The 17,788-nt window shown below is 75.2% G+C and carries 6 protein-coding genes; 3 read left to right on the top strand and 3 right to left on the bottom strand.

Annotated features, from left to right (window positions below; genetic code table 11):
- Window positions 1-47 precede the first annotated feature (47 nt).
- Entirely contained in the window at window positions 48-1,313 is a 1,266-nt protein-coding gene (locus tag ACIQVT_RS12670) for a helix-turn-helix domain-containing protein (protein WP_403751285.1), read from the bottom strand.
- Between the two features lie 586 nt (window positions 1,314-1,899).
- Here ACIQVT_RS12670 and ACIQVT_RS12665 point away from each other — a divergent pair.
- Window positions 1,900-2,589: a PAS domain-containing protein gene (locus ACIQVT_RS12665; protein ID WP_403751789.1), complete on the top strand. Its 690-nt coding sequence runs from the start codon at window positions 1,900-1,902 to the stop codon at window positions 2,587-2,589.
- 227 nt (window positions 2,590-2,816) lie between these two features.
- Here the strand turns inward: ACIQVT_RS12665 and ACIQVT_RS12660 are convergent, their stop codons facing one another.
- On the bottom strand, window positions 2,817-3,335 hold the full coding sequence (locus ACIQVT_RS12660; protein WP_403751283.1) for an RNA polymerase sigma factor: 519 nt from the start codon (window positions 3,333-3,335) through the stop codon (window positions 2,817-2,819).
- A gap of 62 nt (window positions 3,336-3,397) precedes the next feature.
- Entirely contained in the window at window positions 3,398-4,789 is a 1,392-nt protein-coding gene (locus ACIQVT_RS12655; protein WP_403751281.1) for a protein kinase, read from the bottom strand.
- A gap of 436 nt (window positions 4,790-5,225) precedes the next feature.
- On the opposite strand from ACIQVT_RS12655, the gene ACIQVT_RS12650 reads away from it, so the two are divergent.
- Window positions 5,226-13,970, top strand: a complete 8,745-nt coding sequence (locus ACIQVT_RS12650; protein WP_403751279.1) for an amino acid adenylation domain-containing protein — start codon at window positions 5,226-5,228, stop codon at window positions 13,968-13,970.
- A complete protein-coding gene (locus ACIQVT_RS12645; RefSeq protein ID WP_403751277.1) occupies window positions 13,963-17,775 on the top strand; it encodes a type I polyketide synthase in 3,813 nt (1,270 codons plus the stop codon). The genes ACIQVT_RS12650 and ACIQVT_RS12645 overlap by 8 nt, the downstream gene beginning before the upstream one ends.
- The last annotated feature ends 13 nt before the right edge of the window (window positions 17,776-17,788 follow it).

Below are 17,788 nucleotides of genomic sequence, written 5' to 3'. Positions count from 1 at the left end.
CCCTACCGCCCGGCTCCGCCGTGCCCCGGGGGCCCGGCCGTGTGTGGTCACCCGTGGCCGTGGGTGGGCCCCGCCGCGTTGCACGCCGTCGGGGTGCGCACCTGGGCCAGGGTCGTGGCCAGGGACTGCCAGATGTGGGCCGCCAGGTCCGGGTTGCGGGCCTCCGCCGCCTGGTGGCCGAGCCGTTCCAGGGCCGCGATGCCCTCCTCGACACGGCCGTCCAGGATGGTCAGCCGGCCGTCGAGGACGGCCAGCCGCACCCGGTCGCGGCAGGGCAGGCGCAGTCCGTCGTCGTGCAGCAGCGCACGGCACAGGGTCCGGGCCTCGTCCAACCGTCCCTCGTGGAAAGCCAGATGGGCGCGCACCGCGCGCAGCTCCTGGCCGAGCCGCGGGGTGCCGGTCAGTTCGGCCAGCGGCTCCGCCTCACCCAGCCAGCGCCGGGCCGCCTCGGGCCGCGGCGGGGACATCTCCAACGCGGTGGCGGCCGCGGCGGTGCGCAGTCGTGTCCACAACTCCGGGTCGTCGCGGGCGCGGAGCAGACTCAGCGCGGTCTCCAGGCGGTTCCGGGCCGCGGTGTGGTCCCCTTGGCGGTGGCTGACCAGGGACGCGGTCCACAGCGCCTCGGCGGCCTGGGGGGCGCTGGCCGCGGGCAGCAGGTCCCGCTCCAGTTCGTGGACGTGCCGGCCGGCCGCGTCGAGGCGGCCCGACTCGGTCTCGACGCCGATCAGCATCACCAGCGCCGTCATGGTGTCGGCCACCTGGAGCTCTTCCTCGCGCGCGACGGCGAGCGCGGTCACCGCCGCCGCCTCCGCCGTCCCCAGGTCGCCCAGCGCCCGAAGGCACCGCGCGTACTGGACATACGCGCGCACCCGCAGTTCCGGTATCGCCAACAGTTCGCTCAGATCGATGAGTTCGCGCAGCCGGCCGCGTTCCGCCTCGTAGTCGCCGTTGCGGTCGTCGGCGCGGCTGAGCAGCCACAGCGCCTGCCAGCGGCTGGAGGGGTCCGCGTGGTCGTCGTCCCGCAGCGCGTGGACCAGGGCGACGGTGCTGTCGGTGCCGGGCGGAGCCGAGGACGCGGCCGCCAGTGCGTGACTGAGGGAACCGCAGCCCAGCGGCTCGCTCAGCGCGGAGACGTCGACGCCGAGCCGCTGGGCCAGGTAGGTCACGGCGCGCGGGGTGGGCCGCCGTTCGCCGGACTCCAGCCGGGACAGGTATCCCGTCGACATGCCCTCGCCGACGACCGCCATCTGGCTCAGCCCGCGTTCCAGCCTCAGCTTCCTCAGCCGTCGTCCGAAGTGAGGCTGCTCCGGCATTCCCACCCTCTGATCCCCCGAGGTCTTCGTGAGTCCGCTTCCTTCCGCGCCTCCGCCGGCAGCGTGCGGAAGCCGTCCACACTTTACGAAGCGTCGACAGCGCGGGCAACACAGTTGCAAACGCGGAACGCGCCGGTCGATCAACGGTGTTCGCCCCGCATCGCATTCCCGTCGTCCCGAGCGGCGGGGCACGATCGGCCGAAAACGGGCCTGGACAAATGGAATTGACGAGAGTTCAGAACGCCAGGCAAACCCTTGCCAAGGGCCTTGCCCACGCTTAGTCTCCAAGATGCCGACCCGATGCGATCTCGCCCTCGTCTCCGGAGGTTCCCGTGCCCCCCTCGCGTTTCGTCGGGCTCGTCGCGGACCCCGACCGCGCGGAAGGCCGCGGCAGCCGCTTCCCGGGCGCCGGCAGACGGTTACGCGCCACCGGCGCCGTTTCGGCACGCCCGTCGGGCGTAACGGTGGGCGTGGTGGAACCTGCGTGGACAACCTCGGGGAAGAGGAGCCCCGACAACGTTGTCCGGAGGTCGTGGCGCATCGCAACCCCCACGTGCACAGAAAAGAGGGTACGTCCGTGGCCACCATGAGCACCGCCTCCTCTCTCTCGTCCCCTGCCTCTCCCGACGGCGCGGAGGCGGCCACCGGCCCCGCGTGCCGCGCCTTCCCGCCGGACGCCCACGGCAGCCGTAGACGTCGTACGTACACGGCCCACGTATCGGCCGGGGACACGACCGTCACCGCCGCGGAGCCGGAGTTCGCCGGGGCCTTCGGGCTCAGTCCCGGCGAGATATGCGGCCGCGACCTGTGCGACCTCCTCCTCGCGCGGTTGCCCGGGAGCCTGCGGCGCCGGCTCGCCGATCTCTCCGAGGGCCGGTCGAGCTGCTTCACCGAGCGGGTCACCGGCCGGGACGGCACCGGCCGGACCTTCCGCGGCCACCTGACGGCCGTCGCGGTCGCCGACCCGGACGGTCCCGCCGGACTCGTCATCCTGCTCAGCCCCGCCGAGGACCGCGAGCCGCCGGAGCGGCAGGACGGATTGACGCTCAGCCGACTGGACGCACACGTGCTGGAGGGGGTGGCGAGCGGAGCGTCGACGGTGCAGCTGGCCAGCCGCCTCTACATGAGCCGCCAAGGGGTCGAGTACCGCGTGGGGCGGCTGCTGCGCAGGTTCGACGCCCCGAACCGCCCCGCGCTCGTGGCGCGCGCCCACGGACTGGGCATGTTCGCGGCGGGGCAGTGGCCGCCGCGCGTCCTGCCGCACCTCGTCGAGTAGCCACAACGCGGCCTCCCCCCCGCCCGGCGACCGCGGACGGCGCGCACACCGCCCGCGGTCGCCCCGCCGTCCGCGGTCACCCGCCGTGCCGGTCGCCCCGCCGTCCGCGGTCACCCGCCGTGCCCGCGGTTCGACCGGCCGACGGCCCGATAGGCCGTGGGCCCCTTCGGGCCGCTCGTGGACCATGGTCCCGTCGGGCCGTCCGGCGCCCGCTCCGGCCGGCCGGTCTACGCGGCCGAGGGCAGCCACGCCTCCCGGAAGCGTCGGCGCGCCCGGTGCAGCCGGGACCGCACCGTACCCACCGGCAGGGACAGGACCTGTGCCATCTCCTCCTCGTTGAGGCCGTAGGCGCGCAGGGTGAGCACCTGCCGGTGTGAGGTGGAGAGCCGCTCCAGTACGTCGGTGATGTGCACGGTGTCCAGCGGGTTGGCGTCCTGCCCCGGATCGACCGGCACGTAGGCGCCTTCCTCACCCGCGCGTCTCACCGTGCGGACGGCCTCGCGGAGGGTCACCGAGCGGACCCAGCCGTAGAACGCGGCCGGCTCGCGCAGGGTGCGCAGGCCACGGTAGATGGCGAGGAGCGCCTCCTGGGTGGCGTCGGCGCCGTCGTCGTGGGTGACGGACCGGCACAGCCGGGCGACGTACGGCGTGATCGCGGTCAGCAGGCGGTTCATCGCCTGCTCGTCGCCCGCCTGCGCCAGGGGCAGCAGGGGGAGGGGAGTGGGGGCGGGGCCGACGGTGCTCATGAGGGGAAGTGCTCCTTGGGGCAGCCGGTGCGGTCGGGCGCGGTGGGCCGGGGTGGCCGTCCTCACCGTGCGGGGGTGGGCAGGGGCTCGGTGACGTCCGCGAGGGCGAGCAGTGCGGCGAGGACGTCGTCGCGGAACCCCCGCATGAAGGAGGGGCTGAAGCAGGCGGTGAAGTGGGGGAACTCGATGGCGAGCCGCCCCTCGAAGGAGACGACGCACGCCATGACGGGACTGCGGCCGGCCTGCGGGAAGTAGTGTTCGCGGGCGGGCACCAGCCGGACGTCGGTGGCGCGCAGCCCGGCGGGCAGCCGGGGGCCGGGGACGACACCCATGTTCGTGACGATCACCGTGGCCAGCTGGAGCGCCGGGTTTCCGGGGATCTCCGGCGTGATGCGCATCTCGCGGTACTGGTCCCCGCGGTCCAGGAAGTCGCGCAGCCGAGCGTGGACGGTACGCGCCAGCACCATCGGGTCGCTGTCCTCGGCGACGTCCAGGGTCTGTAGCTGGGTGGTGACCGCCGGCACCATCAGCAGGGCCGGCAACGGCGGGGACAGCCGGGAGCGCAGGTCCACGGGGGACAGGCAGCCCAGGGTGCGCGGACCCTCGCCCTCCAGACGGCGGCGTGCAGCGGTCAGCACCGCGGCGGCGACGAGGGCGTGCACGGAGACCCCGGCCCGGCGCGCGGTCCGCCGCAGCCGGCCGGTGCGCTCCTCGTCGAGACCGAGCCGGCAGACCTCGATGTGGCCGCCATCGGCCTGTTCCGCACCCGGTGAGGCGTCGGTGCCGGCCGATCCCGGATCGCGTCCGGCGTCGGCGGCGGGCCCTCGCGGCACGTCGTAGGGCACCAGTTCGACGGGGTGGCGCCGGATCCCCTCGACGCGCCGCTCCAGGTAGGCGGCCGTGTCGGCGGGGTCGGCGTCGGGCAGCTCCCGGCTGACGGGCCGCGGCCAGTGCGGGAGCGCGTCCTCCTCCTCCGGGCCGTGGGCGGCCGGGCCGGCCACGGCCGTCCTCTCCTCGTCCCCGCCGCCCTCGACCAGACGCCGGTAGTGGTCCCAGACGGCGTTGTGCAGGGCGATGCTGCTGTGTCCGTCCGTGATCGTGTGGTCCACGACGAGGACGAACAGATGCCGGTCGCCCTCGGGCGCGCTCACCAGGACCGCGCGGCTGAGCGGGCCGCCGACGGGCAACGGGGTGTTCAGCTCCGCCGCGTACACCTCCTCGCCACCGGTTCGGATGATCAGCCGGGGCCGTTCGTCCTCGCCGAGCGGACGCAGCGCGAAGCCCTGGCCGTCCGGCACGATCCGCGCGCGCAGCGTCGGGTGGTGCTGCGTGACGGCGTCGAACGCCGCGGACAGCGCCCCGGCGTCCACCTGTCCGCGCAGGGCGCAGGAGAGCACCGCTCTGCTTCGCTGCCCGACGTACAGCGTCTCGACCGGACACAACGGACGGTGCATACCGCCAGCCCTCTTTCGTGGATGTCGTTGCCTGTGTCTGCGAGGCGGTGACGGACCGTCAGCCGCCGGGGCCCGGATGCCGGCGCCCGTTCGAGAGTGCAACGCGGCGGGCGGCCGGATCCACCTGTCACGGGGGTCCGGACCGAAGTTGCGGGAATTCCCTGGAAAACCGCCGGGACGGGCACTATCCCGGCCCTCGCGTTCTCCAGGGAAATACCTGAATTCCCGCCGGGGCCCCGGTCCCGGCTTGATCGCCGCGGCCGCCCCGCCGCACGCTGAAGGCACCAGCAGGACCGGCGGTGCGGCCGTACCGACCCCGCCCTTTCGGCGTGCGGCCGCCCTTTGCCCCGTTGCGCGGGCCGAGGCCGCACCCCCCGTCCGCCCGGCCGGGCCGTTCCGGCCGGGACATCACGACTTGCCACGTGAGGGTTGTGCCATGTCACTCCACGAGGAGTCACTCAGCGAGCACGATGACCGGCCCCTGTCCGGAGCCCAGGAGGGACTCTGGTACGCCGCACGGCTCGCGTCCGACAGCGCCGCGTACAACACCGCAGAGGCGGTGGAGATCCACGGCGCCCTCGACACCGACCTGTTCGAGACGGCCCTGCGCCGGACCGTGGGTGAGGCGGACACCTTCGCCCTGCGCTTCCTGGACACGGAGGACGGCCCCCGCTGCCACCGGGCACCCGACGCCGACGACTGGGAACTGTCGCGGATCGACGCCGGTGACGCCGGTGACCCGGAGGAAGCCGTCCGGGAGCTGATCCGCACGGAACTCGCGACGCCGGTGGACCTGGACAAAGGGCCGCTGTTCTCGCACACCCTGCTCACCCTCGCCCCCGACCGGCACCTGTGGCTGCTGAGGGCCCATCACATCCTGCTCGACGGTTGGAGCTACAAGCTCCTCGGCCGCCGCCTCGCCGACACCTACAACGCGCTGGCCGAGGGCCGCGAACCCGAGCCGGGCGTCTTCGCGCCGGTGAGCCGGCTCCGTACGGAGGAGGCGGCCTACCTCGCCTCCGAGCGCTGCGTCCGCGACCGGGAGCACTGGTCGCGGCGGCTGGCCGGACTGCCGGAGCCCGCACGGCTCACGCGCCGGACGGCCGCGCCCGTCGCCCCGTTCCTGCGCCGCACCGTCGAACTGGAGGAGACCGACGCCGTCGCCCTGACGGACGCGGCCGCCCGGCTCGACGTCACCCGCACCGACCTGCTGACCGCCGCCGTCATCGCCTACCTGCACCGCATGACCGGCGCCGACGACCTCGTGCTGGGCATGGCCACGATGAGCCGGCCGGGCAGTGCCGCCCTGCGCACCCCGGGCACCGCCTCCGACGTCCTGCCGCTGCGCGTGGCCGCCGGCCCCGCGACGACCGTCGCCGAGCTGGCCCGGGCGGTCGCCGACGAGGTCCGACTGCTGCGCCGGCACCAGCAGTACCGGGGGGAGTTCATCCGCCGGGACCTGAATCTGCTGGGGACCGGACGCCGGCTGTACGGGCCGGTGCTGAACATCGTCCCGTTCACCGAGTCCCTCGACTTCGGCGGTCACCCGGCCACCTGGCACCACCTCTGCGGCGGCGCCGTCGACGACCTCCAGATCACCGTGCGCCCCGGTACCCGGCCCGGTGGCCTCTGGCTCGCCTTCGACGCCAACCCCGCCCTGTACGACGAGGACGAACTGGCCCTGCACCGGGACAGGTTCCTGGCCCTGCTGCGACGGCTGACGAACGCCGCGCCCACGACCCCGGTCGGGGAGCTGGACCTGCTGCTGCCCGGTGAGCACCCGCGCGACGTGCCGGTGCGGGACTTCCCGGTCACCGACACCCTCACCGAGCTGTTCGAGCGACAGGTGCGGGCCCGCCCGGAGCACGTCGCGGTGTCGTACGAGGGGGAACGGCTCACCTACGCCGAACTGGACGCCCGCGCCGACCGCATGGCCCGGCTGCTGGCCGAGCGCGGCGCCGGACCGGGCCGGGTGGTGGCGCTGGCCCTGCACCGGAGCCTGGAACTGCTGCCCGCCCTGCTGGCCGTCCTCAAGACCGGTGCCGCCTACCTGCCCCTGGACCCCGGTCATCCCGCCCGGCGGCTGCGGCTGGTCATGGAGGACGCGGACCCCGTCCTCCTCGTCACCGAGACCGGCCTCGCCGCGCGCTTCACCGGAGAGGTGCCCACCGTCGTCCTGGACGACCCCGCCGTCGAGGCGGACCTCGCCGCGCGGCCTGCCGGCCGACTCACCGACGCCGACCGCCCGGCCGCGGCGAGCCCGTCGGACACCGCGTACATCATCCACACCTCCGGCTCCACCGGCCGCCCCAAGGGCGTTCCCGTGGCGCACGCCAACGTCGTCCGCCTGTTCGCCGCCGCGGCCGAACACTTCGAGTTCGGCGCGGACGACGTGTGGACGCTGTTCCACTCCTACGCCTTCGACTTCTCGGTGTGGGAGATCTGGGGCGCCCTGCTGCACGGCGGCCGGCTCGTCGTCGTCCCGTACGCCGTCAGCCGCTCGCCCCGGGACTTCCTGCGGCTGCTGCACGACGAGGGCGTGACCGTCCTCAGCCAGACCCCGTCCGCCTTCGAGCAGCTCATGGACGCCGACGCCGACGCCGAACAGCCGCCGGGCGGCGGTCCCGAGCCGTCGGGTGCCCTGCGCCACGTCGTCCTCGGGGGCGAGGCGCTGCGCCCGGAGCGGCTGCGGCCGTGGGCCGACCGGCACGGGCTGCGGAGCCCGGCACTGGTGAACATGTACGGCATCACCGAGACCACCGTGCACGTCACCCACCACCGCCTCGTCCCGGCCGACCTGACCGACCCCCGCCGCACCAGCGTCATCGGCAGCCCGCTGGCCGACCTGCGGGTACACCTGCTGGACCCCGCGGGCCGGCCGGTGCCGCCCGGCGCCGTCGGCGAGATGTACGTGGCCGGCGCGGGCGTGACCCGCGGCTACCTCGGCCGGCCGGAGCTGACCGCCGAACGCTTCCTCGACGACCCCTTCGGCCCGCCCGGCAGCCGGATGTACCGCTCCGGCGACCTGGCCCGGCGCCGCGCCGACGGCACCCTGGAGTACCTCGGCCGTGCCGACCAGCAGATCCAGCTGCGCGGCTTTCGCGTGGAACCCGGCGAGATCGAAGCGGTCCTCGCCGCCCACCCGCACGTCTCCCGCGCCGCCGTCGTCGTACGCCGGGCCGACAGCGGTGTCCAGCAGCTCGTCGCCTACACGGTGCCCGCCGGAGCCGAGGCGCCGGCCCCGGCGGAACTGCGCGCGCACGCCGCCGCCCACCTGCCCGACCACATGGTGCCCGCGGCCTGCGTCAGCGTCGACGCGCTCCCGCTGACCGCCAACGGCAAACTCGACACCGACGCCCTGCCCGCGCCCGACTTCACCACCGCCGCGGCCGGCACCCGCCCGCACACCCCCCAGGAGGCCCTGCTGTGCCGCCTGTTCGAGGACGTGCTGCGGCTGCCCCGCGACACCGTGGGCGCCGACGCCAACTTCTTCGACCTGGGCGGCGACTCCCTGCTCGCCACCCGCCTGCTGGCCCGCCTGCGGCACGACAACGGCGCCGAGGTCCCCATCACCGCCCTGTTCGACGGCCCGACACCGGCCGCCCTCGCCCGGCGGCTCCCCGCCGGGCCCGTGACCGCCCCCGCCCGCCCCGCGCCCGGCGCCGTCGACCGCCCGGAGCGCGTCCCGCTGTCCTACGCCCAGGAACGCATGTGGTTCCTCAACCGGCTCGACGACTCGGCGGCCACCTACAACATCCCGCTGGTCGTGCCGCTCGGCTCCGCCGTGGACGCCGAGACGCTGCGCGCCGCCCTGGGTGACCTCACCGACCGGCACGAGAGCCTGCGGACGGTGTTCGCCGAGCGGGACGGCGTACCGCACCAGAAGATCCTGCCGCCGGGGGAGCTGCGACCCCGGCTGCGCACGGTGGACTGCCCGGCCGACGAGATCGCCGCCCACGTCACCGCCGCCTCCCGGCACCGCTTCGACCTGACCGCCGAAAGCCCGCTGGCCGCCTGGCTGTTCGGGTCCGGCGAGAAGCGGACCCTGCTGCTGGTGCTGCACCACAGCGCCGCCGACGGCTGGTCGCTGCGCCCCCTCGCCGAGGACCTGACCACCGCCTACGCGGCCCGCCGGGCGGGCCGCGCCCCGGCCCTGGACCCGCTGCCGGCGCAGTACGCCGACCACGCCGTCCGGCAACGCGCGCTGCTCGCCCCGCGACCGGACGGCCCGGGCCGGCTGGAACGCCTCACCGCGCACTGGCGCGAGGCACTGGCCGGCCTGCCCGAGGAATGCACCGTCCCCGGCGACCGGCCCCGCCCCACGGCACCGCGCGGCGCCGGCGCCCAGGTCACCCGGACCGTGGACGCCGCGCTCCACCGGGACCTGCTCGCCCTGGCCGAACGGGAGCGCACCAGCCTGTTCATGGTGCTGCACGCCGCGGTGAGCGCCCTGCTCACCCGCTGCGGGGCCGGCGAGGACATCGTCCTCGGCACCCCCGTCGCGGGGCGCGCCGAACCCGACCTGGACGACCTGATCGGCCTCTTCACCAACACCCTGGTGCTGCGCGCCGACACCTCCGGCGACCCCGCCTTCCGCGAACTCCTCGCCCGGGTGCGCCCGCGGGACCTCGCGGCCCTGGACCACCAGGACCTGCCCTTCGACCGGCTCGTGGACGAACTCAACCCGCCCCGCCGGCCCGGCCGCCACCCCCTGTTCCAGGTCATGCTGGCCCTACAGAACAACGAGCCCGCCGTCCTCCGGCTGGACGGCCACGAGGTGCCGCTGCGGCCCACCGCCACCGGCACGGCCAAGTTCGACCTCTTCGTCGACGTCCACGAACGGCACGGCGCGGACGGCACGCCCGACGGACTCGACCTGCACATCGAGTACGCCACGGACCTGTACGACGCCACCACCGCCGAGGACTTCGCCCATGCCCTGCGCGAAGCGCTGCGAGCGGTGGGCGCGGACCCGGACCGCCGGATCGGGGACCTCCCCGCGCCGCCCCCGCGCACCCCCGCCGCGTCCCACGGGGCGGACCCGGCCGAGCCGGTCGACGCGGCCCTGTCCGTACCGGGCATCCGGGACGCGGCCGTCCTGCCCGGCACCGACGGCACCCCGCCGCACCTGTACGTGGTGCCCGGCCGCGCGGACGCCGTCGAGCGCGTCGAGCGGGACCTGGACCGGGCCGGCCACGGAGCCGTCCACGTCACGGCGGTCAACGCCCTGCCCCGCACCGGCGACGGCGCCCTCGACACCGACGCGCTGCGCGCCCTGCCCCTGGCCGACCGCGCCACCGCCGAGTCCTGGCGGCAGCGGCTCGCCGCCGTCCCCGGCGTCCGCGCGGCCGAGGCCGTGGCCGAGGCCGTACCGGAGGAACTGGGCCGACGGCACGCCGGCCCCCCGCGCCGCACCACCGCACCGGCGGCGGCCGACGGCCCGCGCACCGCGGCCGGCGCCGTCCCCGCGCTGAGCGAGGGACCGCCTCCGGCCGAACCGGCCGTGCCCGGCTGGGCGCAGGCACTCGTCCGCGCCGCCGAACGCGGCCACGGCGACATCGTGCACGTGCACGCCGACGGCAGCGAGACACGCCGCGACTACGCCTCCCTGGTCGCGGAGGCCTCCCGGGTGCTCGCCGGGCTGCGCCGGGCCGGGCTGCGCCCCGGCGACCAGGTGATCCTCCAGTGCGACGCCACCGAGGACTTCCTCGCCGTGCTGTGGGGCTGCGTCCTCGGCGGTTTCGTCGCGGTCCCGCTGACCGTCCCCGCCTCCTACTCCAGCGCCTCGGCGGCGCTGACCAAGCTGGAGGGCATCTGGCGGATGCTGGGCCGGCCCTGGATGGTGTGCTCCGCGCCACTGGAGCCGGGCCTGCGCGGCCTGGCGGCCCGCCAGGACTGGCCCGGGCTGCGGCTGACGACCGCCGACGCGCTGCGGGACGCGCCCGAGGACCGTGACTGGTACGCCGCACGGCCCGACGACCTCCTCCTGATGCTGATGACGTCCGGCAGCACCGGGCTCCCCAAGGCGGTTCGCCTGACCCACCGCAACGTGCTGACCCGCTCCGCCGCCACGGCCGCGATGAACCGGCTCGGCGAGCAGGACGTCTCCCTGAACTGGATCCCGCTCGACCACGTGACCGGCGTGGTGATGTTCCACCTGCGCGACGTGTACCTGGGCTGCCGGCAGATCCACGCCCCCACCTCCTGGATCCTTCAGGACCCGACACGCTGGATGGACCTCGCCCACCGGCACCGGACCACCGTGACCTGGGCGCCCAACTTCGCCTTCGGGCTCCTCGCCGAACACGCCGACCGCTTCCGGGACCGGGACTGGGACCTGACACCGATGCGGCTGGTGATGAACGCCGGCGAGGTCGTGGTGGCCGCGGCCGCCCGCCGGTTCCTGCACACGCTGAAGGAGTTCGGACTGCCGCAGGACGTGATGCACCCCGGCTGGGGCATGTCGGAGACCTGCTCGGTGGTCACCGACGCCGTGCTGCCGGCCGAACCGGGGGACGACGACACGTTCGTCAGCTGCGGCCTGCCCTACCCCGGCTTCGCCATGCGGATCGTCGACGAACACCACACCGTGCTCACCGAGGGCGACGTCGGCCGGCTCCAGGTCCGCGGCACCTCCGTGACCGGCGGCTACCACGACAACGCGGCGGCCGACGCGGAGGCGTTCACCGACGACGGCTGGTTCGACACCGGCGACCTGGCCTTCCTGCGCGAGGGCGAGCTGCACATCACCGGCCGCGCCAAGGACGTCATCATCGTCAACGGCGTCAACCACTACAGCCACGAGATCGAGGCCTGCGTCGAGGAACTGCCCTGCGCCGTACGCAGCTTCACCGCCGCCTGCGCCGTGCGCACCGACCCCTCGGCGGCCACCGACGAACTCGCCCTGTTCGTCCACCTCGCCCCCGGACACGATCCCGCCACCGCACTGCGCGAGATCGCCGGCAAGGTGACCCGCGAGATCGGCGTCCACCCCGCCTTCCTCGTACCGGTCGACGCCGCCGCCATCCCCAAGACCGAGATCGGCAAGATCCAGCGGACCAAGCTGCGCAAGAGCTTCGAGGCGGGCGCCTTCGACGACGCCGTCCGGGAGGCCCAGGTACTGCTGGGCACCGCCGCGACCCTGCCCGACTGGTTCCTGCGGCCGGTGTGGCAGCGGGCCGGACACCACCGCCCGCCGGCGGCGACGGCCGGCCGGCACACCCTCGTCCTCACCGGCGACGACCCCCGGGCACAGGACCTCGCCCGGCGCCTCGCACGGTCGGTCCGCGCCGACGGCGGCCTGTGCACCCAGGTCACCGACGGCGAGTCGTACACCCGGCTCGACGCCGCCCACTACCGGGTCCGGCCGGCCGAGGAGGCCGACCACACCGCGCTGCTGCGGGCCCTCGCCGCCGACGGACGACCCGTGGACACCCTGGTGCACCTCGGCGCCCTGCACACCGGCGACGCCGCCGACCCGGCATCCGCCGAGACCGCCACCGCGGGCCTGCTCGCACTCGCCCGGGCCCTCGCCGCCCGGCCCGGCGAACCCCGCCCGGTCGACCTGCTGTACGTGACCGCCGGCGCCCAGGCGGTCAACCCCGGGGACCGGCCCGCACCGGCCCACGCCATGGCCGGCGCCGTACTGAAGTCACTGCGGGAGGAGACCGGCGGGCTGCGGTGCGTCCACCTCGACCTCGACCCCCAGGACGACGAGGACCCCCTGCCGCTGCTGCTCGCCGAAGTGACCGGCACCCCCGCCGACACCGAGGTCGCCCACCGCGGCGGCCAGCGCCTGGTCCGCCGGCTGGCCCCCCTGCCCGACCCGGCACCACGCTCCGAACCCCCCGCCGCCGACGGCTTCCACCTGGTCAGCGGGGGACTTGGCGGTGTCGGTACCGAACTCGCCGCCCACCTGCTGCGAACGCCCGGCACCCGGCTCCTCGTCCTCGGCCGGACCCCGCTGCCCGCGGAGGACACCTGGCCGCGTCACCTGGCCGCCCCGGGGCCCACGGCCGCCCGCATCGAGGCGTACCGGCGGCTCCGCGAACTCGGCGAGGTCCGCTACGCGTGCGCCGACGTCACCGACGAACGGCAGGTACGGGACGCCGTCGACGCGGCCGCCGAGCACTGGGGCGCACCCCTGGTGTCGGTGCTGCACCTCGCCGGCACCCTCGTCGAACGCCCCCTCGGCGAACTGGACCCCGCGGTCTGGCGCGAGGCCCTGGACGCCAAGGTGCGCGGCGCCTGGACCCTGCACCGTGTCAGCGCCGACCACCCCGTCGGCTCCTTCGTCACCTTCTCCTCGGTCAACGGCTACTTCGGCGGCGCCCTGAACACCGCCTACGCCGCCGCCAACGCCTACCTCGACGCACTCGTCCTGTACCGCCGCCACCAGGGCCTGCCCGCCCAGAGCCTGGCCTGGAGCATGTGGCGCGAGCGCGGCATGAGCGCCGGCTACCGGCTCGCCGCGCTCACCGACGCCCGCGGCTACCGGGTCCTGGACACCACCGCCGCCCTGCGCTCCTTCGACCTGGCCCGCACCCTGGACGAACCCCACGTGCTGATCGGCGCCGACCGCAGCGCACCGTGGGTCCGCAGCCACGTCCTGGAACCCGCCCGGCAGGTGCGGCGCCTGGCCGGTCGCGTCGAGCTGGAGGAGGGTGCCGACCTCGGCGCGCTGTACCGGGCCGCGGCCGATGCCGCGGGCGGGGATCACTGGGTGCTCCGCGCCGCCGGCGGCACCGGGCAGCCCGCCGCCTCCGGCACGGGGGAGCGGCTGCGGAACCTGGAGAACCGGCTCACCGGCCTGTGGTGCGAGGTCCTGGGCCGCGACCGGGTCGGCCGCGACGAGAACTTCTTCGACCTGGGTGGCAACTCGCTGCTCCTGGTCGCCGCCCAGAACGCCGTCAACCAGGCCTTCGGATGCGACCTGCCCATCGTCGACCTGTTCGCCCACCCCACCGTGCGCGACCTGGCCCGCCACCTGTCGGACCGCACCGGACCACAGGCGGCCGACACGCCGACGGCCCACACGCCGACGGCCCACACACCGGCACCGACCGGGCCCGGCGCGAGCGGGCCGAGCGGCCTGGACCGCGCCAAGGAAAGGGCCCAGCGGCAGCGCGCGGCCCGCGCCCGCCGCTCCGCACGGCACGGGAAGGACAAGGACCATGCCTGACACCACCGCACCGCAGGACGAACAGGCACCGGCCGTCGCCGTGATCGGTATGGCGGCCCGCCTCCCCGGCGCGGACGACCTGGACACGTTCTGGGACAACCTCGCCGCCGGACGCGAATCGGTACGGCCCATCACCGACGAGGAGTTCCTCGCCGCGGGCGGCACCGAGCGCGACCTGAAGGACCCCACGCTGGTACGCATGGCCTCCGTCGTCGAGGGCATCGACCGGTTCGACTCCGGGTTCTTCGGCTACAGCCCCGCCGAGGCCGCCGTCGTCGACCCCCAGCAGCGCCTGCTGCTGGAGACGGCCTACCACGCCCTGGAGGACGCCCGGTGCCTCGGGCCCGGCGCCGACACCGGCACGTTCGGCGTGTACGCGGGCAGCGGCGACAGCCGCTACTACCCCTCCCACGTGTACCCGCGCTACGCCGGACAGCCCGGCTCCGTGGAACTCGTGCACGCGGCCACCGCCAACTCCCTGGGCACGCTCGCCACCCGCGTCTCCTACGAACTGGGCCTGACCGGCCCCAGCATGTCCCTGCACACGGCCTGCTCCACCGCGCTGGTCGCGGTGCACACCGCCTGCCAGGACCTGCTCGACCACCGGTGCGACACCGCGCTCGCCGCCGCCGTCTCCCTCAACCCCTCGGCGTTCCTCGGCTACCGGCACGTCCCCGGCGGCCCGTTCTCACCCGACGGCCACTGCCGTGCCTTCGACGCCGACGCGGCCGGCACCTCCTCCGGCGACGGGGTCGGCGCCGTCGTCCTCAAACGGCTGGAGGACGCCCTCGCCGACGGCGACCGGGTCCGCGCCGTCATCCTGGGCAGCGCCGTCAACAACGACGGGCGCCGCAAGGTCGGCTTCAGCGCACCCAGCGCCACCGGGCAGACCGAGGTGATCCTCGCGGCGCAGGCCCAGGCGATGACGGACGCCGCCGGCATCGGCCTGGTCGAGGCGCACGGCACCGCCACCCGCCTGGGCGACCCCATCGAGGTGGCCGCGCTCACCGAGGCCTTCCGCCAGTCCACTCGGGGCCGCGGCCACTGCGCCCTCGGCTCGGTGAAGACCAACATCGGTCACCTGGGGGCGGCCGCCGGCATCGCCGGGTTCATCAAGGCCGTCCTCGCCCTGGAACACCGGCAGATCCCGCCGAACCTGCACTTCCGACGGCCCAACCCGCACATCGACTTCGCCTCCGGCCCGTTCCGGGTGCCCACCACCCTGGAGGACTGGCCCGCCGGCGAGCACCCCAGGCGGGCCGCGGTCAGCGCCTTCGGTATCGGCGGCACCAACGCCCACGTCATCCTGGAGGAAGCGCCGCCCGCCGCGCCCCTCCCGCCGCGCCAACCCCCGGCCGGCCACCGCCTGGTGCTGCCGCTGTCCGCGCGCACCGCCGACGCCCTGCGCGGCCAGGCCGAGGCACTCGCCCGCCACCTGGAGGGCCGGCCGGAGCAGCGCCTGGACGACACGGCGCACTCCCTGCGCGCCGACCGGCCCGCGCTGCGCCACCGCCTGGCGGTGACCGCCGCCTCCCGCGCGGAGGCCCTGGCCGCCCTGCGCACCGCCGTACCCGGCACACCGCCCACGACCGACGAGCCGGCACGGGTGGCGTTCCTGCTGCCGGGCGGCGGCACCCAGTACCCGGGCATGGGCGCGGGCCTCTACCGCGAGTACGACGTGTACCGGGACACCGTCGACGAGTGCGCGCGCATCCTGCGCCCCGCCCTCGGCGCGGACGTGCGCGAGGCCCTGCTGGAGCGCCGGGAGGCCGACAGCACCCGCATGTTCCTCGCCCTGGTGGTCACCGAGTACGCCCTCGCCCGCACCCTCATGGCCGCGGGAGTACGCCCGGACGCGCTCATCGGCCACTCGCTGGGCGAGTACACGGCCGCCTGCCTGGCCGGCGTCCTCGACCTCGACGAGATGCTGCCCCTGGTCACCGAGCGGGCCCGGCTCATCACCTCCGCGGGCGGAGCCACCGTCGGTGTCGCCGCACCCGCCGAGGAGATGCTGCCCCTGCTCGGTACGGAACTGTCCCTCGCCGCGGTGAACGGCCCCGCCGCCTGCACCGTCGCCGGACACGAGGACGCCGTCGCCCGCTTCGAGGCGCTGCTCACCAGCCGGGGCACCCCGTTCCGCCGGCTGCGCATACCGGTCGCCGCCCACTCCCACGTCCTGGAGCCGGTGCTGGGCACGTACGAGGAACACCTGCGCCAAGTCACCCTGCGGGCGCCGCGGATCCCGTTCGTCACCAACGTCACCGGCACCTGGATCACCGACGCGCAGGCGACCTCGGTCCGGCACTGGATCGACCACACCCGCGACACCGTGCGCTTCGCCGACGGCATCACCGCCCTGTGGGAGACGCGGCCCGTCCTGGTGGAGATCGGGCCCGGTGACACGCTGACCAAGCTGGCCGCCGCCCAGCTCGCCCAGGACGCCCCGGTGACGGTCACCACGATGCGGCACGCCAGGGCCGAAGCCGAGGACGGGTTCGTCCTCGCCGAGGCACTGGGCCGGCTGTGGAGCGCGGGAGTGGACACCGCGCTGCCCCCGGTGCCGGGCACCCCCCGGCACGTACCGCTGCACCCCTACGCCTTCGCCCGGCACCGGCACTGGATCGACGCCCCCGGAGCCCGCACCGACTCCGGCGCACCTGACCCCCGGGCCGTGACGGCCGCCGCGCCCGCCCTCGCTCCGCGGCCCCGCCTGACCACGGAGCACGTGCCCGCGCGCACCGAGCGCGAACGGGCGGTGACCCGGGTGTGGGAGGAGACCCTCGGCGTCGGCGGCATCGGCGTCCACGACAACTTCTTCGACCTTGGCGGCGACTCGATGCGCGCCGTCCTGCTGGCGGGCCGGCTGCGCGGCGCCGGAGTCCTCGACGTGCCCGCCGCGGCCCTGCTGACCGCGCCCACCGTGTCCGGTCTCCTCGCGGCGGCCGACGACACCCCGGCCCGGACGCCGGGCGCGGGCCCCGACGCCCTCGCCCCGCTGCTGCCGCTGCGGACTCAGGGCGGCGAGGTCCCGCTGTTCTGCGTCCACCCCGGGGCGGGTGTGTCCTGGCGCTACACGGGGCTGCTGCCCCACCTCGGTGGCGACCAGCCCGTCTACGCCATCCAGGCCGCCGGTCTCGACGGCACCCGGCCGCCCGCACCGGACGCGGCGTCCATGGTCGCTTCCTACCTCGACCTCCTGCGCGAGGTGCGACCCCACGGCCCCTATCGCCTGCTGGGCTGGTCCTACGGCGGTTTCGTGGCGCACGCGATGGCCTGCGCCCTCCAGGAGCGGGGCGAACGGGTGGAGCTGCTGGCCATGCTGGACGCCCCCCAGCCGCACGGCCTGCGGTACGACACCGCGGCGGTCGAACGTCAGGTGGCCTCCCTCCTGGCGAGGGTGGCCGGCCTGCCCGTGGAGCCGGGGACGGCCGGAACACCGGACGTGGCGGAGGTCCTCGCCCGCATCGACGCCGGGCCGGCCGCCGGCACGGGTTCACCGGTCACCCGGGCCGAGGCCGAGGCGATCGCCACGGTCATGCGCAACAACCTGCGCATCGCCCACCAGTTCACGCCCGGTGTCTTCCGCGGGGACGTGCTGTTCTTCAGCGCCGCCCGGGAGGAGCCCGCCGACTTCCCCGGCGACCTGGCCGTGCTGCCCGACAAGGCCGACAGCTGGCGGCCCCACGTCCAGGGGACCTTGCACGACCACCGGGTGCCGTGCGGCCACTACGAGATGACCGAGCCCGAGCCCGTCGCGCTGATCGGTGCGGCGGTCGCCAAGGCGCTGACCGGGGCGTCCGACTGACCCCGGCTCCACC

It is taken from the genome of Streptomyces sp. NPDC100445 (genome assembly GCF_044759735.1).
Classification (GTDB): domain Bacteria; phylum Actinomycetota; class Actinomycetes; order Streptomycetales; family Streptomycetaceae; genus Streptomyces.
This window is presented reverse-complemented; position numbering and strand designations above follow the sequence as displayed.